Origin of the sequence: Caballeronia insecticola, assembly GCF_000402035.1 — a bacterium.
GTDB lineage: Bacteria > Pseudomonadota > Gammaproteobacteria > Burkholderiales > Burkholderiaceae > Caballeronia > Caballeronia insecticola.
Window position 1 is genome coordinate 1,328,534 of the sequence record NC_021294.1, and the last position, 20,138, is coordinate 1,348,671.

Here is a 20,138-nt window from a genome sequence, read left to right on the forward strand (position 1 = left end):
CCTTAGAAGGCGCCGAAGAGCTTGAGCGCCATCGCAAGCGTGAGCAACAGCGACACGATCAGCACGATGAGCGCGGTCTGCTTGCCGCCTTCCTTGTTCACCGCGACGTGCGTGTCGAGCAGCAAAAAGCGAATGCCCGCGCAGAAGTGATGCAGATACGCCCACGACAACACCAGCACGACGATCTTGACGATCGGGTTCGCCAGAAAACCCTTGAACGCCTCGAAGCTGATCTCGGAGGTGAGGCTCTGATCGAGCAGATACAGGATGAACGGCAGACACACGAAGAGCAGCAGGCCGCTCACGCGATGCAGGATCGATACCTTCCCCGCCAAAGGCAGGCGGTACTTCGCGAGTTGACCGATCCCGATGTTCCGGTATTCGGGCCTTGGTTTTTTTACGGCTTCAGCCATGCTAGACCCCAACTTGTTATTACACTAATCCGCGATTTTAGCGCCTTTTTATTTCGCGCTGCAGCGAATAGCTGCCTAAGAGACTGTTGCCTCACGCGCGAAAATAGCGTCCTTGCGTGCGTTTTCCGCGCGCCGTTCAGCTCGTGCTCGCGGCCCTTCCCATTCGTTCAACTCAGATCGTTCTGGTAGTAGTAACCGGTCGTGACATACCAGCCGCGCCGCACTTCGACGGGGCGATCGCCATACGTGTAGGACACCCGCTCCACGGATAACAGCGGAAATCCCGGCGCGACTTCGAGATATTGCGCGGCGGTTTCATCGGCGGCGACCGCGCGGATCTTTTCCGATGCGCGAATCATGCGCGTGCCAAACTCCGTCTCGAACATGGCGTAGAGCGGCCCCTTGTATTCCGACAGGCGCTCGGCCGTCAGCCCGCGAAACACGGCGCCCGGCAGCCAGATCTCGTCGAATACGGTGGTCACGCCATCAAACTGCAACAAGCGCCTGATAAGAACGACGGGATCGGCCGGCTTCAGGTCCAGTTGACGCGCGATTTCGGCCGGCGCACGCAGACGCTTGCATTCGAGCAGACGGCTGACGTGGGGATGAACGTCGCCATCATCGGGAAGCAGGCGCAGGAAGCGGAACTGCACGCGATCTTCGTTGTGCGTCGCAACGAACGTGCCTTTGCCCTGACGGCGCACGAGGAGATTGTCGGCGGCGAGTTCGTCGATAGCCTTGCGGACCGTGCCCTGGCTCACCTTGTAGCGCGCGGCCAGTTCGACCTCGCTCGGGATGATTTCGCCGGGCTTCCATTCGCCGGATTCGAGTCCCTGCGTAATGAGCGCCTTGATTTGCTGGTACAGCGGGCTGAACGTCGGCGACGGCACGCTGGCGGTCTCAGCCGCCGGCGCGGTGCCGTTGGGGTTCGTCGTACTCGCCGGGTTGGAATTCATGCCGCGCATTTCAACACAAAGGCCCGCCGCCCGTCCAGACCTTTCCCGTAGATTCCTATGTCTTATATAAGACATAAGATATTGTTGACTTTACCCTGGACCGATCCTACACTCCTTGTCGAGCAAGGGTTTGCGGGTTGTTGCGAGAGCGCAGAAGTCGCCGGTCAGCGTGTTCTCCGCGGTGCTTTTCGCCTCGGAGCCCCGTCATCCGCACATCGCGCAACATACCGCCAGGCACGCCCTTTCGCTTTCGCCTCACGCCGATCGGCCACTCGATTCGCGCGCCGCTGCCTGCCCCACGCCTCGCAACGTCAAGCGCCGTCTCGAATGGGCGCTTTGCCGTAGACCCAAGCGAAATCATCGCGTCCTGCACGAACATCCCGCACGCCTCTCGCTCGAAGAGAAGGATTCATGGCATGACAGTCACGCCGCTTGACGCATCCGCGAGGCGCGAGTCCGTGTGCAGCGCGCGCAACTCCGCGTGGCGTCTGCGTTCAAGGGTTCGCGTGCGGCGCGACCGGCATGTCTCTATCAACGCTTTGCGTAACGCGCATAAAATGGCGTTTTTCCCTAGCGTTCCACGCACCGTCCAGGAGAGTTCTCAATGGCTAAGTCCGCAAAGCGCGTTGCCGTAACCGGCGCCGCAGGTCAAATCGGCTACTCGCTGCTGTTCCGCATCGCCAATGGCGATCTGCTCGGCAAAGACCAGCCCGTGATTCTTCAGTTGCTCGATCTGCCGCAAGCGCAAGCCGCCGTGAAGGGCGTCGTGATGGAACTGGAAGATTGCGCGTTCCCGCTGCTCGCAGGCGTGGTCGTCACGGACGATCCCAAGGTTGCCTTCAAGGACGCCGACGTCGCGCTGCTCGTGGGCGCCCGTCCCCGCTCGAAGGGCATGGAGCGCAAGGACCTGCTCTCGGCAAACGCCGAGATCTTCACGGTTCAGGGCAAGGCGCTGAACGATGTCGCGAGCCGCGACGTGAAGGTGCTGGTCGTCGGCAACCCGGCGAACACGAACGCGTATATCGCGATGAAGTCGGCCCCGGATCTGCCGAAGAAGAACTTCACCGCCATGCTGCGTCTGGACCACAACCGCGCGCTGTCGCAACTGGCGTCGAAGTCGGGCAAGCCGGTCGCATCGATCGAAAAGCTCGCCGTGTGGGGCAACCACTCGCCGACGATGTACCCCGACTTCCGCTTCGCCACCGCCGAAGGTCAGAACCTGACCAAGCTCATCAACGACGACGAATGGAACCGCAACACGTTCATCCCGACCGTCGGCAAGCGCGGCGCGGCGATCATCGAGGCGCGTGGCCTGTCGTCGGCGGCATCGGCGGCTAATGCCGCGATCGATCACGTGCGCGACTGGGTGCTCGGCACCAACGGCAAGTGGGTCACCATGGGCATTCCGTCGGACGGCTCGTATGGCATTCCGGAAGACATCATCTACGGCGTGCCCGTCACGTGCGAAAACGGCGAGTACAAGCGTGTCGAAGGCCTGGAAATCGACGCCTTCTCGCGCGAGAAGATGGACGGCACGCTGAACGAACTGCTCGAAGAGCGCGACGGCGTTTCGCATCTGCTGGGCAAGTAAGCAGGTCAATGCAGAGGAAGCGCGCGGCGCTTCCCGTCTGCGCGAGCGCCTCGCGGCGTTCGCGCTGATCCGATCGCGCTTGAGTTTATGACTACGCTTGCGTAGGCGTTTGCATCGAGCGCGATCGAATCAGAAGTCAACGAGCAGAATCGAATTTCCTTTCTCCCATTCGGACCCGACGCCGACGATGCGTGCTCTCACTCCCGCCGAAGTGCTGTTTGACGGCGAACCGCAACCCGCCGTGCTTCCGCCCTGCGATCACTACGCCGGCAGCGAGAAGCTGATGAGGAAGTCGCTGGCGTTGCAGGCGCAACTCGGGCCGGTGTTCGACATCACGCTCGATTGCGAGGACGGCGCGCAAGTCGGCCACGAGGCCGAGCATGCGGAACTGGTTGCATCGCTGGTGGGCGGCGAGGACGATCGCTTCGGGCGCGTGGGCGTGCGCATCCACGACTTCAATCATCGTGCATGGCGCGACGACGTGCGCATCATCCTGCGTCACGCGAAGCGCGCGCCCGCGTTCATCACGCTTCCGAAGATCCGCAGCGTCTTCGATGCCGCCGAGATGGTGGCGTTCATCGAAGCCTCGCGCTGCGAATTCGGCGTTGCCAGGCCGATTCCCTGTCATCTGCTCGTCGAGACGCATGGCGCGCTCGCGGAAGTGTTCGAACTTGCCGCGTTGCCGGGCGTCGAATCGCTGAGCTTCGGCCTGATGGACTTCGTTTCCGCCCACAACGGCGCGATTCCCGATTCTGCGATGCGCTCGCCCGGCCAGTTCGATCATCCGCTCGTGCGTCGTGCGAAGCTCGAAATCGCAGCGGCGTGTCATGCGCATGGCAAGGTGCCGTCGCACAATGTGTCCACCGAAGTGCGCGACATGAACATCGTCGCGAACGATGCCACGCGTGCCCGCAGCGAATTCGGTTACACGCGCATGTGGAGCATTCATCCGGATCAGGTGAAGCCGATCGTCGAGGCATTCTCGCCGCGCGCGGAGGAAATCTCGCTCGCCGCCGAGATTCTGCTTGGTGCACAGCGCGCGCAGTGGGGCCCGACGCGTCACGGCGACACGCTGCACGACCGCGCGAGCTACCGCTATTACTGGTCGGTGCTGCGCCGTGCGCACGCAACCGGACAGACGATGCCCGACGAATGCGCGCCGCTCTTCGCCGCGCCTGACGGGGGCGTTGCGGCATGAGCATCATCGAATTGCAGTTCAGCGTCGCGCACGAGGTCGCACTCGGCGCATTCTTCAAGCACAACAAGTAACGCCGTATCGCGAGCGTTCGCAAGGAGACTTGAGAGCATGACTGACACCGCATCGACCGAAGCATCCACAACCGGCGCATTCAAGCCGAAAAAATCCGTCGCGCTGTCGGGCGTGACGGCGGGCAACACCGCGCTGTGCACGGTCGGGCGCACCGGCAACGATCTGCACTATCGCGGCTACGACATTCTCGATGTCGCGACCACCTCCGAGTTCGAGGAAATCGCGTATCTGCTCGTGCATGGCAAGCTGCCGAACGCGGCCGAACTGAAGGCGTACAAGACCAAGCTCAAGGCGTTGCGCGGCTTGCCCGCGAATCTGAAAGCCGCGCTCGAATGGATTCCCGCATCTGCCCATCCGATGGATGTCATGCGCACCGGCGTCTCCGTGCTCGGCACGATCCTGCCCGAAAAGGACGATCACAACGTGCCCGGCGCGAAGGACATCGCCGACAAGCTGATGGCCTCGCTCGGCTCGATGCTGCTCTATTGGTACCACTACTCGCACAACGGAAAGCGCATCGAAGTCGAAACCGATGACGATTCCATCGGCGGACATTTCCTGCATCTGCTGCATGGCGTGGAGCCCTCGAAGTCGTGGGTCGATGCAATGCATGTGTCGCTCAATCTGTACGCCGAGCACGAGTTCAACGCGTCGACGTTCACCGCGCGCGTGATCGCGGGCACGGGCTCCGATATGTACTCGGCAATCACCGGCGCGATCGGCGCGCTGCGTGGCCCCAAGCATGGCGGCGCGAACGAAGTCGCGTTCGAAATCCAGTCACGCTATCAGACGCCCGACGAAGCCGAAGCGGACATCAAGCGGCGCGTGGAGAACAAGGAAGTGGTGATCGGCTTCGGCCATCCGGTGTACACGATCGCCGATCCGCGCAACAAGGTCATCAAGGAAGTCGCGAAGAAACTCTCGAAGGAAGCGGGCGATACCAAGCTTTTCGGCATCGCGGAACGGCTGGAAACGGTGATGTGGGACGCCAAGAAGATGTTCCCGAATCTCGACTGGTTTAGCGCCGTTTCGTATCACATGATGGGCGTGCCTACGGCCATGTTCACGCCGCTGTTCGTGATCGCGCGCACGTCGGGGTGGAGCGCGCACATCATCGAGCAACGTATCGACAACAAGATCATCCGGCCGAGTGCGAATTACACCGGACCGGAGAATTTGAAATTCGAGCCGCTAAATAAGCGAAAATAGCAGGCTGCGCGGTCGGATTGACGAGGATGAAGTCCACCCGCGCGGCAAATCGCTATTTCAACCCCCATGTTTTTGAAAGGTTTTTCGATGAATAAACTTCTGATCGCTGCAATCGCCGGCACGCTGGCCACGACGAGCATTTTCGTCAGCGCCGACGCCTTCGCAGCGGCGCCCGCAACCGGTGCCAGCGCGGCGAAGGCCAAGCGCCCTGCTCCGGCACGCCGTCTGGTGAAGCGCAGCCCCAAGGCCGAAGCGGCCGCGGCGGCCAAAGTTGATCCGGTCCCCGAAGGTGCAGTGAAGTGGTCGTGTAAAGACGGCCAGGCTTTCTACCTGAAAGGCGACATGAAGCGTGACACGATCGTCACGGTGAACTGGGCCAAGAAGGACTACCGTCTGCCGCGTCAGGACACGACCACCGGCGCCGACCGCTTCCACGATTCGGCCACGGGCATGGATCTGGTCGTGATCCCGTCGAAGGCAATGCTGTTCTCCGACAAGGACGAATCGCGCCTCGCCGACGAGTGCATGACGGCCGAAATGGCTGCGGGCGGCGCGGCGCCGACGCAGTCGAACGCGCTGATCAAGCCTGCGCAATAAGTTAGCTCAGCACTTAAATCAGGAATCTCTCGATGTCCGCACCGATCTCCAACGTCCGGCCCGATCCGGACAAGGTACTCGTCGATATAGTCGACTACGTTCTCAACTATCGGGTCGACAGCACGCTTGCGCTTGAAACAGCGCGCAACTGCCTGATCGACACGCTCGGTTGCGGACTCGAAGCCCTCTCGTACCCGGCCTGCACCAAGCTGATGGGACCGATCGTGCCCGGCACGATCGTCCCCAACGGCGCCAAGGTGCCGGGCACCCAGTTTCAGCTCGACCCGGTTCAGGCCGCCTTCAACATCGGCGCGATGATCCGCTGGCTCGACTTCAACGACACCTGGCTCGCCGCCGAATGGGGCCATCCGTCGGACAATCTGGGCGGCATTCTCGCCACCGCCGACTGGCTCTCGCGTAACGCGATCGCCTCGGGCAAGAAAGCCCTCACGATGAAAGACGTCCTGATCGCGATGATCAAGGCGCACGAAATTCAAGGCTGCATCGCGCTGGAGAACTCCTTCAACAAGGTCGGCCTCGATCACGTTTTGCTCGTGAAGCTGGCGTCGACGGCGGTTGTCGGGCAGATGATCGGACTCACGCGCGATGAGCTCATCAACGCGGTCTCGCTCGCTTTCGTCGATGGCCACTCGCTGCGCACGTATCGTCACGCGCCGAATACGGGCTCGCGCAAGTCGTGGGCCGCAGGCGATGCGACTTCTCGCGCCGTGCGTCTCGCGCTGATCGCGAAGACCGGCGAAATGGGCTATCCGTCTGTTTTGACCGCTAAAACATGGGGCTTTTACGACGTGCTCTTCAAGGGCAACGAATTCAAGTTCCAGCGTCCGTACGGTTCGTACGTGATGGAGAACGTGCTCTTCAAGATCTCATTCCCCGCCGAATTCCACTCGCAAACCGCAGTCGAAGCCGCGATGACTTTGCACGGCAAGCTGAAGGCAGCGGGCAAATCGGTTGAAGACATCAAGAAGATCACGATTCGCACGCACGAAGCGGCGATTCGCATCATCGACAAGAAGGGGCCGCTGAACAATCCCGCGGACCGCGATCACTGCATTCAGTACATGATCGCCGTGCCGCTGATTCACGGCCGTCTTACCGCCGCAGATTACGAAGATTCGATCGCGCAAGATCCGCGCATCGACGTGTTGCGCGCGAAGATGGAATGCGTGGAAGACCCGCAATACACGAAGGATTATCACGACCCGGAGAAGCGCTCGATTGCCAATGCGCTCACCGTCGAGTTCAACGACGGCTCGACGCTCGATGAAATCGCAGTCGAATATCCGATCGGTCACAAGCGCCGCCGCGCGGACGGCATTCCGCTGCTCGTCGAGAAGTTCAGGACGAACCTGGCGCGCCGTTTCCCGCAGAAGCAACAGCAGGCGATCCTCGCGGTATCGCTCGATCAGGCAAAGCTCGAAGCGATGCCGGTCAATGAATACGTCGATTTGTACGTGATCTAGAAGCAAATTCCTCGTCTTAGCCCAAGGAAAATAACCATGGCCCACAATCTCCACAACACGCTCAAGGAATTCGACAGTGGTTCCGGCAAAGGCAAGTTTTATTCGCTGCCGCAACTCGGCGATGCACTGAAGGTCAAGATCCAACGTCTGCCCATCTCGATTCGTCTGGTGCTCGAATCGGTGCTGCGCAACTATGACGGCAAGAAGATTTCCGAGGAGCACATCGAGCAACTCGTGAACTGGAAGCCGAACGCCGCCCGCGTCGACGAAATTCCGTTCGTCGTTGCGCGCGTCGTGCTGCAGGACTTTACCGGCGTGCCGCTGCTCGCCGACATCGCCGCAATGCGCGGTGTGGCCCAGCGCGCGGGCAAGAACCCGAAGGCGATCGAGCCGCTGGTGCCGGTCGATCTCGTCGTCGATCACTCGGTGCAGATCGACCACTTCCGCGAGCCGAACGCGCTCGACCTGAACATGAAGCTGGAATTTCAGCGCAATAACGAACGCTATCAGTTCATGAAGTGGGGCATGCAGGCGTTCGACACGTTCAAGGTCGTGCCGCCGGGCGTCGGCATCGTGCACCAGGTGAACCTGGAGTACCTTGCACGCGGCGTGCACAAGAAGACCGAAGGCGGCGACACCGTGTACTACCCGGACACGCTCGTCGGCACGGACAGCCACACGACGATGATCAACGGCATCGGCGTGGTCGGCTGGGGCGTGGGCGGCATCGAAGCTGAAGCCGGCATGCTCGGCCAGCCGGTGTACTTCCTGACGCCGGACGTCGTCGGCGTCGAGCTGAAGGGCAAGCTGCGCGAAGGCTGCACGGCAACCGACCTGGTGCTCACGATCACCGAAATGCTGCGCAAGGAGAAGGTCGTCGGCAAGTTCGTCGAGTTCTTCGGCGAAGGCACGGCATCGATCGCAGTGCCGGACCGCGCGACCATTGGCAACATGGCGCCGGAATACGGCGCGACCATGGGCTTCTTCCCGGTCGACGAAAAGACCATCGACTACTTCAAGGGCACGGGCCGCACCGACGCCGAAATCGCCGCCTTCGAGAAGTACTTCAAGGCGCAGAAGCTGTGGGGCGTGCCGAAGGCCGGCGACATCGACTACACGAAGACGCTCACGCTGGATCTGAGCACGGTCGCGCCGTCGCTCGCGGGTCCGAAGCGTCCGCAAGACCGCATCGAAATCGGCAATGTGAAGAGCACCTTCACGGACCTGTTTTCGAAGCCGGTCGGCGAAAACGGCTTTGCGAAGAAGCCCGCCGACCTCAATGCAAACTACAAGACCGCCGACGGCGTGAACGTGAAGAACGGCGACGTGTTGATCGCCGCGATCACGTCCTGCACGAACACGTCGAACCCGAGCGTGCTGCTTGCTGCGGGCTTGCTCGCGAAGAAGGCGGTCGAAGCCGGTCTGACGGTGGCGCCGCACATCAAGACGTCGCTTGCGCCGGGATCGCGTATCGTCACCGAGTATCTGACGAAGACGAATCTGCTGCAGTATCTCGACAAGCTCGGCTTCACGCTTGCCGCTTACGGCTGCACGACGTGTATCGGCAACGCAGGCGATCTGACGCCGGAACTAAACGACGCCATCACGAAGAACGATATCGTCGCGGCCGCCGTGCTGTCGGGCAACCGCAACTTCGAAGCGCGTATTCACCCGAACATTCGCGCCAACTTCCTGGCTTCGCCGCCGCTGGTAGTCGCCTACGCGATCGCGGGCAACATCACGCGCGACCTGATGACCGAGCCGGTCGGCCAGGGCAAGGATGGCCGCGACATCTACCTCGGCGACATCTGGCCGACCAGCGAAGAAGTCCACGCGCTGCTCAAGTTCGCGCTCGACGCCAAGGCGTTCCGCGAGAACTATTCGCAGCTCACGAAGGACGGTGACCTGTGGAGCAAGATCGCGGGCGAAACCGGTCAGGTTTACGACTGGCCGAAGTCGACGTACATCGCCGAGCCGCCGTTCTTCGGCAAGGACTTCTCGATGAAGCCGGCCGACTCGATTCCGGCCGTGAAGAACGCGCGCGCGCTCGGCATCTTCGGCGATTCCGTGACGACCGACCACATCAGCCCGGCGGGTTCGATCAAGGAAACGTCGCCGGCGGGCGTGTGGCTGAAGGCGAACGGCGTGCAGAAGGCCGACTTCAACAGCTACGGCTCGCGTCGCGGCAACCACGACGTGATGATGCGCGGCACCTTCGCCAACGTGCGGATCAAGAACCTGATGATTCCGGTCAAGGCGGACGGCACGCGCGTGGAAGGCGGTCTGACGATTCATCAGCCGAGCGGCGAAGAACTGTCGATCTATGACGCAGCGATGAAGTACATCGACGCCGGCACGCAAACTGTCATCTTCGCGGGCGAAGAGTACGGCACGGGCTCGTCGCGCGACTGGGCGGCGAAGGGCACGCAACTGCTCGGCGTGAAGGCCGTGGTCGCGCGCAGCTTCGAGCGTATCCACCGTTCGAACCTCGTCGGCATGGGCGTGCTGCCGCTGCAGTTCAAGGGCGCGGACAGCGTGCAGACGCTCAATATCACGGGCGAGGAAACGTACGACATCGAAGGTCTCGGCGACGACTTCAAGCCGCAGCAGGAAGTCACGCTCGTGATCCATCGCAAGGACGGCAAGAAGGACCGCGTGCAGGTGCTGCTGCGTATCGACACGCCGATCGAAGTCGACTACTACAAGCACGGCGGAATTCTGCCGTTCGTGCTGCGCTCGCTGCTCGCAGCGTAAGCGCAAGCTATGTAGCTTTGCAGGTGACCGCGCTCGCGAGAGCGCGGGAACATTGAACCCGGCCATGGCCGGGTTTTTTTTCGTCCTCGTTTCTGCCTTTGTTTTCGGCCCTAGGCTCTGACGGTCGCGATGCGCGGCGACGTCGTGCGCCGTGCAAACCACGCACGCGCCATCTCGCCGAGACTTCGCGTGTGCGTGGACACCGACGCCAGCGCGAAGCGGCTCTCGTCCTGCGCGCCGCTGACCCAGATCGTCGTGAATGGCTTCAGTTCGACGGACGCGCCCGCTTCGAGCCAGTGATCGTCCGCCTCGCCTTCGATCGTCAGCCAGATTTGCCCGCGCATGACGCGCAGGGTTTGCGGCCGATCGATGAACCAGCCTGTCGGCGCATCGCGCCGGTCGAGTTCGTAAGTCCGAATTTCACGCATGATGCCGCTCCTCAATTTCGCCTGTCCGGGAGGCTGCGAGAGTGAACACCTGTGCGCAGCCGTTGAGCTTATTATCGACCGATTCCGAACAGCTTGAATGAACACTTCCGCACAGTTGCGCAGGAACTGTTAAGCTAAATTTACTGAACAGTTTGGCGTCAAACATCAGAAGAGAACACACGAAAAACAGTTGGACTAGCCATTTGGCCTAGCTTGACGCGGGTTTTCGGATGCGTTCGAATGGGCGCTATACACCGCTATGACACAGGTGAACAGTACATTTCAACTGTTCACCCATTTCGACTGAACACTTCGATCACCATGAATGCACTTCCGCTGCACATCAACGCCGGGACGGGCGTCCCGCTAACCGAGCAGATCGTGAGCCAGATCGAGGCGCTGATCCGCTCGCGCCGCGTGCTCGCGGGTGCGAAGCTGCCGTCGATTCGCCAGCTCGCCGCGGAGCAACGCATCAGCCGGTTTCCGGTGATCGAGGCCTACGACCGGCTGGCGTCGCGCGGGCTCATTCAGCCGAAGCACGGCTCGGGCTTCTACGTGGCGAATCATGTCGACGAGCGCGACAGCCACGCGAGCAACTGTGACCCGCGTCTCGCGGAAGAGGAGTCGAATCAGATCCTCCAGCAGTTCAACTATCCGGGCGAGACGCTGAAACTGTCGAGCGGTTTCATCCCCGAAGCATGGCGCGATGTCGACGGCCTCACGCAGGCGATCCGTCAGGCTTCGCGCATCGACGTGCCAAGCGTGATCGACTACGCGATTCCCCACGGCGACACCACGCTGCGTCAGCAGGTCGTCATGCGTATCAACGCGCTCGGCATCGACGCCGATTTGCCGAACGTGATGATCACGAACGGCGCGAGCCAGGCGCTCGATCTCGTCGTGCGTTATATGTTGAAGCCGGGCGACACGGTGTTCGTCGAGGACCCCGGTTACTACAACCTGTTCGGCCTTTTGAAGCTGCAGGGCGTGCGCCTCGTCGGCGTGCCGCGGCTCGCGAACGGACCGGATATCGACGTCGCCGAGGAACTGCTCAAGCTGCATCAGCCCAAGCTCTTCTTCGTCAACACCGTGTTCCAGAATCCCACCGCGACCAACATCGCGCCGCAAGTCGCGTTCAAGCTGCTGCAACTCGCCACGCAGCACGGCTTCACAATCGTCGAAGACGATATCTACGCCGATTTTCAGGCCGTGCCGACGCAACGACTCGCCTCGCTCGATCAGCTCGATCGCGTCATCTACGTGGGCGGTTTATCGAAGACTTTGTCGTCGTCGCTGCGAATCGGCTATCTCGCGGCGAATCGCGAGCTCGTGAAAAATCTCGTCGATGTGAAGGTGCTGACAAGTCTCGGCGGCACGCGCTTCGCGGAAAGCGTCGCGGCCAGCCTGCTCGAACGCGGCACGTATCGCAAGTATCTGGAACGCTTGCGCAAGCGCGTGCGCGATTCGCTCTCCAGCGCGGTGCAAACGCTCGAAGGCTACGGCTGGGACGTGTTCGACGAACCGAGCGGCGGCAACTTCGTCTGGGCGAAAGTGCCGGGCATCGACGATTCGGCTGTGCTCGTCGACGAAGCCGTGAAGTTCGGCGTCACGCTCGCGCCCGGCAGCTACTATCGCCCGAACGGCGAAGCGTGTCCGTGGGTGCGGATCAACTCGGCCTACGCGGGCGACCGGTGCGCGGCGCGCTTCTTCGAGCACATGACGGAAGCGGCGACCGCGCGTGCCTAGCGCCGCTTAATTTTTCCGTTCGCTAAAGAAGCGTTCGAGCGTATCGGTCGCGTCCTTGTCGTGCGCGAGCCGTGCGTATAGTCCCGCCGCGCCTTCGTAGATGCGATGCTCGGCTAATTCATCGCCGATGAACTGCGCGATCTCCTCCATCTCCGCAACCCATCGATACGCCTTGGGCGGCATGCGCGGCACATTGCCCGCGAGCCACGCCGCGAGCGCGGGCTGACTTTCCGCGAGTTCATCGAGAAGCGCGTCGCCCGCGCCGTTGCGGATCGCGGCGAGCGACATCGCCGAGCCGAGCGCCGTCAAACCCTTCGTGATTCCCGCATACGACATCTTGAGCGCGGAAGCCGCGCCGACCGGACCGTCGAGCATGCGCACGACGAGGCCGTAATCGGCGAGTGCTTGCGTGCGTGCCGCATGCGCGCCCGACATGTAGAACTTCGGCGCGGAAGGCATGCCGATGATCGCGCCATCGACGAACGGCGCACCGGTCGGCTCCAACGTGCGCGCGATCTGCTCGACGGTCGCGGGATTGATCGCGTTGCAATCGACATAAACGGGCTTGCTGTTCGCGTGCTCGAGTACGGGCACCAGACGCGCGGCCGTTTCGATGGCGACGGCGGGCGGCACGATCGACAGGATGAAATCGCACGCCGCCAGGCTTTCGAGGCTCGCGTCTTCCATGCCCGCCTCGCGCGCCCGCAATGCGCTCGCGGCGCTGCGGCCTTCGAGCGTCGTCAGCACGCGCGCGCCGCCTTGCGTCAGTCTGTGACCGACGGCCGATCCCATGCTGCCGGCGCCGAGCAGCGCGATGGTCAATTGTTTCGCTTGAATCACTTGCGGGCTCCGTGTGGTCGAAAACGAAACACAGAATACGCCGGCAAGCGCAGACGCGCTCGGTCTACTCGCTCGCGTCCGTTTCGTTTGCAACCGGCTTGCAAAGCGCATTCAGTCTTTCGAGCATGTCGTGGCCCTTCGGCGTGAGCAGCGGCATCGGCACGCCGGTCGGAAGCCGCGTGATTTCGACGAGCGCTTCTTGCCGCAGCCGTGCCGCAAGCTGTCCGAAGACTTCGACCTGATTCGGCGAGCGCTGGATCAGCAGGAGCGTGGAAATTTCGTGAGGGCTCAGCATTCGATTCTCCAGGCATCGGACGAGCAGAAAACGCGTCTCGATGACATCGTAGAGAGCGAAGCTGGCAATCCGGCTACATGCATTTTTCCGCGCGTTACGCGGTTACACTTTTGAAACTGGCACTTATTGCATGATCCTTACGGCACGTCTTTCGTTTCGGTTTCCTAAGTATTTTTGTTCATAAAAAAAGGCGGCCTCAACGAGACCGCCTATTCATCCACGCGCTAAACGCGCGTTCGCATCAACGATGTTCCGTCACGAACTTCGTGACGAGATACGCGTCCATCGCTTCGCTGCCGCCTTCCGAGCCGTAGCCCGAATCCTTCACGCCGCCGAACGGCGTTTCGGGCAACGCGAGGCCCTGATGATTGATCGACAGCATGCCGCTTTCGATATCGTCCGACACGGCCGCCGCCGTCGCCGCCGAACGCGTGTACGCGTACGCCGCAAGCCCGTACGGCAGACGGTTCGCCTCGGCGATCACTTCGTCATACGACTTGAACGATGCGATCGGCGCGATGGGGCCGAACGGCTCTTCGGTCATGATGCGTGCGCTCAACGGCACGTCGGCGAGCACGGTCGGTGCGAAGAAGTAGCCTTCGCGCCCGATACGTTCGCCGCCCGTCAGCACCTTCGCGCCGTGCTCGCGCGCATCGGCGACGAGGCGTTCCATCGCTTCCAGACGACGGCCGTTGGCGAGCGGGCCCATCTGCACGCCATCGTCGAGACCGTTGCCGACCTTCACCGCGCTCGCGGTCGCGACGAAGTGATGCACGAACTCTTCATACGCGGATTCTTCGACGAGGAAGCGCGTCGGCGAAATGCAGACCTGGCCTGCGTTGCGGAACTTGGCCGACGCGAGCATCTTCGCGGCGCGCGGAACGTCGGCATCCTTGAACACGATGGCCGGCGCATGGCCGCCGAGTTCCATCGTCACACGCTTCATGTGCTCGCCTGCAAGCGACGCGAGCAGCTTGCCGACCGGCGTCGAGCCGGTGAACGAAATCTTGCGGATCGCGGGATGCGCGATCAGGTACTTGGAGACATCGGCGGGCACACCGAACACGAGGTTCAGCACGCCGGCGGGCAAGCCCGCATCGGCGTATGCCTGCACGAGCGCCGCGCAGCTCGCGGGCGTTTCCTCGGGTCCTTTCAGCACGACCGAGCAGCCCGACGCGAGCGCCGCCGACACCTTGCGCACCGCCTGATTGATCGGGAAATTCCACGGCGTGAACGCGGCAACCGGGCCGACCGGTTCGCGCGTCACGATCTGGCGCACCGCATCCGAGCGCGACGGAATCACGCGGCCATAGGTGCGGCGCCCTTCTTCAGCGAACCATTCGATGATGTCTGCGGCCGACATCGTCTCGATGCGCGCTTCGCCGAACGGCTTGCCCTGCTCCATCGACATGATCGCGGCGATCTGTTCCGCGCGATCGCGAATGTTCTGCGCCGCGCGCCGCATCAGCTTGCTGCGCTCGTAGGGCGACACCTTGCGCCATTCCTTGAAGCCGCGCGCGGCGGCGTCCGCCGCGAGAGAAAGCTCGGCCTCTCCGGCGAGCGCGAGACGGCCGATCTCGGCTTCGTTGGCCGGATTGATCACGGCGGTGTCGCGCGAGCCGTTGCGCCAGGCGCCGTCGATATACAGCTGAGTATTCGGATACGCGGGAATGTCGGAACGAGTGCTGCTCATGCATGTCTCCTTACGAGTGGCGTTGCGCTGGATCAAATCACGCAAACGCCCATGTTAGCGCGAACGCGTAATATTTGCTGACGCGCGATATCTCCAATCGATAGTTGCAGAGCGAATCACATGACTTCATGGTGAACCGTATGTTCGACCAATGCCTTTACTTCAACACGACAGCACTTGCACGCACGCTCGAACGCGAGTGGACGAAAGCGCTCAAGCCGTTCGGACTCACGCCGTCGCAGGCGTTCATGCTGCGCGCGATCGTCGAGCATCCCGGTCTCTTGCAAAGCAGGCTCGCGGATGCGCTGGCCATCTCGCGTTCCACCGCCACACGCACGCTCGACGGGCTGCAGAAGCTCGGTTTCGTCGAGCGCTGGGCCACCGAGAGCGATCGTCGCGAATCGGCGATTCATCCCACCGAGCACGCGCAAGCGATGATCAAGCGCCTCGGCGCGGCCAGCGCGGACCTAACGCGCACCATGAAACGCAAGCTCGGCGCCGCGCGTTTCGACAGCACCGTGTCGAACGTCAGGCACATTCGCACGACGCTGGAATGACAAACGCCCGCCGGTATGCTTCCGGCGGGCGCTCGCACTGCGTTCGCAACGTGCTGCTTACATAGGCGGCGCGACGCCATCCTTCTCCACGACAATACGCTGCGCCGCGAAATCCGAGCCCGCCGGACTCGCCACGACGAACACCTTCTTGCCCGGCTTCAGGTCATCGTGCGTCGCGGGCGCGAAGGTCACGACCGGCACGTTCTCAGGCACCGTCACCGCGTTCGAGCCGCCCTTGTACGAGAGCTTCAGATCGCGGCCGCTCGTGCCCTGCACGACTTGATCGACGTTCGCGTTGGTCATCGAGCTTTGCGGGCCCAGGTCCCATGCATAGTGGCCTTCGCCGGTGCCGCGCGCGGCTTCCGGGAACACGAGCACTTCGGTCGCGGTGAGCTTGCCGTCCGTGCCGGTGGTCGCCGCCGTGCCGACGAACGAACCCGGCTTGATGTCCTGCAACTTGATGTTCTTCAGCGCCGTCACGGGCGTATCCGATTTCACGGCGATCTTCACCGTATCGCCGCTGCGACGATGCACGGTGAGCGTATCGCCCGACAGCGACACGATATCGCCGCGAATACGCGTGGGTTTGGCAGCGGGCGTTTGCGCGAACGCCGCAGATGCGAGTGCGAGCGTCACGATGCTGACGCCGAGTTTGATTCGAATCGACATGCAATCTCCTTCGTTGAGTGAGAGGCTTCAGGACCCGCCGAACCAGTTGTAGCCCTGGTTCTCCCAATAGCCTCCGGGATAATCGTTCGTCACGGTAATCGCGACGATGTGCTTCGGGTTCTTGTAGCCGAGCTTGGTCGGCATGCGCAGCTTCATCGGAAAGCCGTATTTCGGCGGCAGAATCTGGCCGTCATACGTGAGCGTGAGCAGCGTTTGCGCGTGCAGTGCGGTCGGCATGTCGATGCTGGTCGAGTAATTGTCGGCGCAGTGAAACGCCACGTACTTCGCGCTCGTATCCGCGCCCGAACGCGCGAGAAAATTCGCGAAGCGCACGCCGCCCCACTTGCCGATTGCGCTCCAGCCTTCGATGCAGATATGCCGCGTCACCTGACTTTCCTGCGGCATCGCGTGCAGTTCGTCGAGCGTCCACACGCGCTTGCCCTTCACAAGGCCGCCGATTGCCAGCTTGTATGTCGATGGATCGACCTCCGGCACTTCGTCGATGTCATAGAACGCGTTGAATGGAAACGGCCGCGTGATCATCGAGTCGGGGTAGGTCGGCGCGAGTTGGTTCGGATCGAACAGCAGCGCCTGCACATCGTCGTTGAAGGACGAGACGCGGCGCAGCATTGCGTTGACCGATTTGTCGTCGGTGATGTTGCAGCCGGACAGCATCGCGAGGCCGCCGAGCGAAAGAATGCGCTTGCCGAATAAACGACGCGCAGGCGCCTTTAATTCCTTCGCCGCATCCTTGATGATGAGTTCGGCATCGGATCTCGTTTTGAATAACTTGAGCGACATGAATTAGCGACCCCGGATCATCAGCACGAGCGAACGCGGCACGAGAGCGACCATCGCGACGTGCAGCACGAAGAATGCAACCAGAAAGCTCATGCCGAAAAAATGCACGACGCGAGCGTTGTCATAGCCGCCCATCAGCGTGCGCAGCAACGGAAACTGCACCGACTTCCACACCGCGAGGCCCGAGACGATCACGATCACAATGTCTACGATCACCGCGAGATACGCGAACTTTTGTACGGCGTTGTAGTGCGTGAGATCGTCGTGGCCGAGCTTGCCGCGCACTGCGGCGTATGCATCGGTGAAAACGCTCTTGATGGAAAGCGGGAACATGCGGCGGCGCAAGCGGCCCGTCGCGAGATTCATCGCGAGATACACGACGAAATTCGCGACCAGCAGCCACATTGCCGCGAAATGCCATTGCAGCGCGCCGCCGAGCCAGCCGCCGAGCGTAAGCGCGGGCGCGAAGGTGAACGACTTGAATATCGGCGATGCGTTGTAGATCTGCCAGCCGCTCGTCACCATGATCAACACGGCGAAGGCGTTGAGCCAGTGCGTGATGCGCAGCCATAGCGGTTGTACTTGCACGTCGGGCCTCATATATCGATTGAACGATGAGCGATTAAGCGATTGAGTTTTCGCTTCGCATCGTAGCGATGCCGCGCTGATCGATCGATGACCTCTCGATGACTTTTTTGTCATCTTTGACGAGACCCGAGGCTGTGCTGGCTAGAATATCGGCAATGCAATCTAGGCAGCGCCAGCATGACCATCCTCGTGATCGAAGACGACCGCAAGACCGGAGACTACCTGAAAAAAGGGCTTATCGAGTCCGGCTATCAGGTCGATCTCGTGCGCAACGGCACGGACGGACTGCATCAGGCGCTCGCCAATCCGTACGAGCTGATCGTGCTCGACGTGATGCTGCCCGGCATCGACGGATGGCAGGTGATGGCGGCATTGCGCGCGAAACGTGACCTGCCTGTCATTTTTCTCACCGCGCGCGACCACGTGACCGACCGCATTCACGGTCTCGAACTCGGCGCGGATGATTACCTCGTGAAGCCCTTTTCCTTCACCGAACTCCTGCTGCGTATCCGCACGCTCCTGAGGCGCGGCGTGATGCGCGAATCGGATACGTTTCAGATCGCCGATCTGCATGTCGATGTTCTGCGCCGCAAGGTGACGCGCAAGGGCATCGACATCGTGCTCACGAATAAAGAGTTCGCGCTGCTGCATTTGTTTTGCAAGCATCGGGGCGAGGCGCTGTCGCGCACGCTGATTGCATCGGAAGTGTGGGACATGAACTTCGACAGCGACACCAATGTCGTCGATGTCGCGGTGAAGCGTCTGCGCGCGAAGATCGACAATCCGTTCGACCTGAAGCTCATTCATACGGTGCGCAGCATCGGCTATTCGTTCGGGGAGAATCCTTGAACCGGCCGTCACGCTCGCTTGCCGTTCGCATCGCGCTGTCGTTTGCCGTGATCGTGTGCGTGGTGGTCGGCATGGTCGGCGCGGCGCTGTATCAGGCGACGAACCGCGCGCTCTCCACGCGTGCCGATTATCAACTGATCGCGCGCGTCGAACATTTCCGCTCGCTTCTGCACGATCTCTACACGATCAAGGAAATCGAGGCGCGGCCCCGGCTCTTCGAGACGATGCTCGGCGACCGGCAGGACGTGATCCTCTTTCGTCGCGCAGGCTCGGCGCCTTTCATCAACGTCAATCCCGAGCAGATGCCGCTGCCGCCGCTCGCGGCCGTGCCCATCACGCGGCCAATCGGACTCGACGACCTGTACGAAGGCTCACGCGCCGACGGCGTGCGCATGCGCTGGATTGGCGCGCAGGCGCGCATCGGCGACAGCGGCGAAGTGGTGGAGATCATCGCCGCGCACGTGATGACGCAGGAGGCGCGCGTGTTGTCGGCGTATCTGGAGCGCGTGTGGATCACGGTTATCGGCGCGGTGCTCGTCACGCTGCTGCTCGCTTACTGGGTCACGCGGCGCGGTCTCATGCCGCTGCTGCTGATGGCCGACAAGGCCGCCGAGATCACGCCCAACCGTTTGTCCGCACGGCTCGATGTCGCGCATGCGCCCGCCGAATTGCAGAGTCTCGCGGCGTCGTTCAATGCGATGCTCGACCGGCTCGAAAACGGCTATGAACGGCTGTTGCAGTTTTCCGCCGATCTCGCGCACGAGTTGCGCACGCCCATCGGCGTGCTGATCGGCGAGACGCAGGTGACGCTCGCGCATGAGCGCAGCGTTCCGGAATATCGCAACGTGCTCGAATCGAATCTCGAAGAACTGGAACGTATCGCGCGCATCGCGCAGAACATTCTCTTTCTCGCGCAGGCGGATCATGGCGAACAGCGCATCGAACGCGACCGTCTCGACCTGCGCGACGAGCTGGAGACCATCTGCTCCTACTTCGAAGGCATCGCCGATGAGCGGCGCATCAGCTTCGACATCGATGCCAGCGGCGAGATGGTTGCAAATGCAATCATGTGCCGCCGCGCGATCGGCAATGTCGTGGTGAATGCGGTGCGTTATGCGACGGCAGGCACCGTCGTGCGCCTGAAGGGACACGCGGATGCCGAGGGCGCGACGGTCGTCGTCGGCAACCGGCTGGGCGTGAACATCGGCCAGGAAGAACTCGAGCGGCTCTTCGACCGCTTCTATCGCGGCGATGCGGCCCGCAGCGAGTTCACTGAATCGAGCGGGCTCGGCTTGTCGATCGTGCAGGCGATCATGCGGCTGCATGGCGGCAGCGCGTCCACCGAATGCACGCAGGATGGATGGATCGAGTTTACGCTGCGGTTTCCCGGGTGATTCG

19 protein-coding genes are annotated in these 20,138 nt (G+C 61.9%); 10 read left to right on the forward strand and 9 right to left on the reverse strand.

Annotated elements, in window-relative coordinates; translation table 11 throughout:
- Positions 1 to 2: 2 nt before the first annotated feature.
- Both sdhC and BRPE64_RS20135 read right to left on the reverse strand, forming a co-directional pair.
- Complete coding sequence (gene sdhC, locus BRPE64_RS20130; protein ID WP_044042595.1) at positions 3 to 413, reverse strand: succinate dehydrogenase, cytochrome b556 subunit; 411 nt, start codon at positions 411 to 413, stop codon at positions 3 to 5.
- A gap of 167 nt (positions 414 to 580) precedes the next feature.
- Positions 581 to 1,369 carry a GntR family transcriptional regulator gene (locus tag BRPE64_RS20135; protein WP_193788517.1) on the reverse strand — a complete coding sequence of 263 codons (789 nt, stop codon included), beginning with the start codon at positions 1,367 to 1,369 and terminating at the stop codon, positions 581 to 583.
- A gap of 604 nt (positions 1,370 to 1,973) precedes the next feature.
- On the opposite strand from BRPE64_RS20135, the gene BRPE64_RS20145 reads away from it, so the two are divergent.
- From BRPE64_RS20145 to acnA, 6 genes are all read left to right on the forward strand, one after another.
- Positions 1,974 to 2,960, forward strand: coding sequence for a malate dehydrogenase (locus BRPE64_RS20145; protein ID WP_016355384.1), 987 nt, complete (start codon positions 1,974 to 1,976; stop codon positions 2,958 to 2,960).
- A 187-nt stretch (positions 2,961 to 3,147) separates the two neighbouring features.
- Positions 3,148 to 4,158, forward strand: coding sequence for an HpcH/HpaI aldolase/citrate lyase family protein (locus tag BRPE64_RS20150; protein WP_044042597.1), 1,011 nt, complete (start codon positions 3,148 to 3,150; stop codon positions 4,156 to 4,158).
- 108 nt (positions 4,159 to 4,266) lie between these two features.
- The gene (gene prpC, locus BRPE64_RS20155; RefSeq protein WP_016355386.1) at positions 4,267 to 5,439 is read left to right on the forward strand and encodes a bifunctional 2-methylcitrate synthase/citrate synthase; all 1,173 of its coding nucleotides are present in this window, start codon (positions 4,267 to 4,269) and stop codon (positions 5,437 to 5,439) included.
- Positions 5,440 to 5,526: 87 nt separating this feature from the next.
- Entirely contained in the window at positions 5,527 to 6,036 is a 510-nt protein-coding gene (locus BRPE64_RS20160; protein WP_044042801.1) for a hypothetical protein, read from the forward strand.
- Between the two features lie 32 nt (positions 6,037 to 6,068).
- Positions 6,069 to 7,520, forward strand: a complete 1,452-nt coding sequence (locus BRPE64_RS20165) for a bifunctional 2-methylcitrate dehydratase/aconitate hydratase (protein WP_016355388.1) — start codon at positions 6,069 to 6,071, stop codon at positions 7,518 to 7,520.
- Between the two features lie 36 nt (positions 7,521 to 7,556).
- The gene (gene acnA, locus BRPE64_RS20170; RefSeq protein ID WP_016355389.1) at positions 7,557 to 10,274 is read left to right on the forward strand and encodes an aconitate hydratase AcnA; all 2,718 of its coding nucleotides are present in this window, start codon (positions 7,557 to 7,559) and stop codon (positions 10,272 to 10,274) included.
- 110 nt (positions 10,275 to 10,384) lie between these two features.
- Here the strand turns inward: acnA and BRPE64_RS20175 are convergent, their stop codons facing one another.
- On the reverse strand, positions 10,385 to 10,702 hold the full coding sequence (locus tag BRPE64_RS20175) for a DUF2917 domain-containing protein (RefSeq protein WP_016355390.1): 318 nt from the start codon (positions 10,700 to 10,702) through the stop codon (positions 10,385 to 10,387).
- A gap of 321 nt (positions 10,703 to 11,023) precedes the next feature.
- Here BRPE64_RS20175 and BRPE64_RS20180 point away from each other — a divergent pair, with 321 nt between their 5' ends.
- Positions 11,024 to 12,448 carry an aminotransferase-like domain-containing protein gene (locus tag BRPE64_RS20180; protein WP_016355391.1) on the forward strand — a complete coding sequence of 475 codons (1,425 nt, stop codon included), beginning with the start codon at positions 11,024 to 11,026 and terminating at the stop codon, positions 12,446 to 12,448.
- Positions 12,449 to 12,454: 6 nt separating this feature from the next.
- Here BRPE64_RS20180 and BRPE64_RS20185 read toward each other — a convergent pair whose 3' ends face one another.
- The 3 genes from BRPE64_RS20185 to BRPE64_RS20195 all read right to left on the reverse strand — a co-directional run bounded on the left by BRPE64_RS20185 (position 12,455) and on the right by BRPE64_RS20195 (position 15,276).
- Positions 12,455 to 13,288 (reverse strand): NAD(P)-dependent oxidoreductase, encoded by an 834-nt coding sequence (locus BRPE64_RS20185; RefSeq protein WP_016355392.1) that lies wholly within the window; start codon positions 13,286 to 13,288, stop codon positions 12,455 to 12,457.
- Between the two features lie 64 nt (positions 13,289 to 13,352).
- Positions 13,353 to 13,583, reverse strand: a complete 231-nt coding sequence (locus tag BRPE64_RS20190) for a hypothetical protein (RefSeq protein WP_016355393.1) — start codon at positions 13,581 to 13,583, stop codon at positions 13,353 to 13,355.
- Between the two features lie 241 nt (positions 13,584 to 13,824).
- Entirely contained in the window at positions 13,825 to 15,276 is a 1,452-nt protein-coding gene (locus BRPE64_RS20195; protein ID WP_016355394.1) for an NAD-dependent succinate-semialdehyde dehydrogenase, read from the reverse strand.
- A gap of 140 nt (positions 15,277 to 15,416) precedes the next feature.
- Here BRPE64_RS20195 and BRPE64_RS20200 point away from each other — a divergent pair, with 140 nt between their 5' ends.
- Positions 15,417 to 15,833: a MarR family winged helix-turn-helix transcriptional regulator gene (locus BRPE64_RS20200; RefSeq protein ID WP_016355395.1), complete on the forward strand. Its 417-nt coding sequence runs from the start codon at positions 15,417 to 15,419 to the stop codon at positions 15,831 to 15,833.
- A gap of 57 nt (positions 15,834 to 15,890) precedes the next feature.
- On the opposite strand, the gene BRPE64_RS20205 is transcribed toward BRPE64_RS20200, so the two are convergent.
- Genes BRPE64_RS20205 through BRPE64_RS20215 form a run of 3 tightly spaced genes read right to left on the reverse strand, consistent with a single transcriptional unit; the run spans position 15,891 to position 17,903 of the window.
- Positions 15,891 to 16,502, reverse strand: coding sequence for a hypothetical protein (locus BRPE64_RS20205; RefSeq protein ID WP_016355396.1), 612 nt, complete (start codon positions 16,500 to 16,502; stop codon positions 15,891 to 15,893).
- Positions 16,503 to 16,529: 27 nt separating this feature from the next.
- Positions 16,530 to 17,303: a molybdopterin-dependent oxidoreductase gene (locus BRPE64_RS20210; RefSeq protein WP_016355397.1), complete on the reverse strand. Its 774-nt coding sequence runs from the start codon at positions 17,301 to 17,303 to the stop codon at positions 16,530 to 16,532.
- Between the two features lie 3 nt (positions 17,304 to 17,306).
- On the reverse strand, positions 17,307 to 17,903 hold the full coding sequence (locus tag BRPE64_RS20215) for a cytochrome b/b6 domain-containing protein (RefSeq protein ID WP_044042598.1): 597 nt from the start codon (positions 17,901 to 17,903) through the stop codon (positions 17,307 to 17,309).
- Between the two features lie 165 nt (positions 17,904 to 18,068).
- Between BRPE64_RS20215 and BRPE64_RS20220 the strand changes: the two genes are divergently transcribed.
- Positions 18,069 to 18,740, forward strand: coding sequence for a heavy metal response regulator transcription factor (locus BRPE64_RS20220; RefSeq protein ID WP_016355399.1), 672 nt, complete (start codon positions 18,069 to 18,071; stop codon positions 18,738 to 18,740).
- The gene (locus BRPE64_RS20225; protein ID WP_016355400.1) at positions 18,737 to 20,134 is read left to right on the forward strand and encodes a heavy metal sensor histidine kinase; all 1,398 of its coding nucleotides are present in this window, start codon (positions 18,737 to 18,739) and stop codon (positions 20,132 to 20,134) included. The genes BRPE64_RS20220 and BRPE64_RS20225 overlap by 4 nt, the downstream gene beginning before the upstream one ends.
- Positions 20,135 to 20,138: the final 4 nt, after the last annotated feature.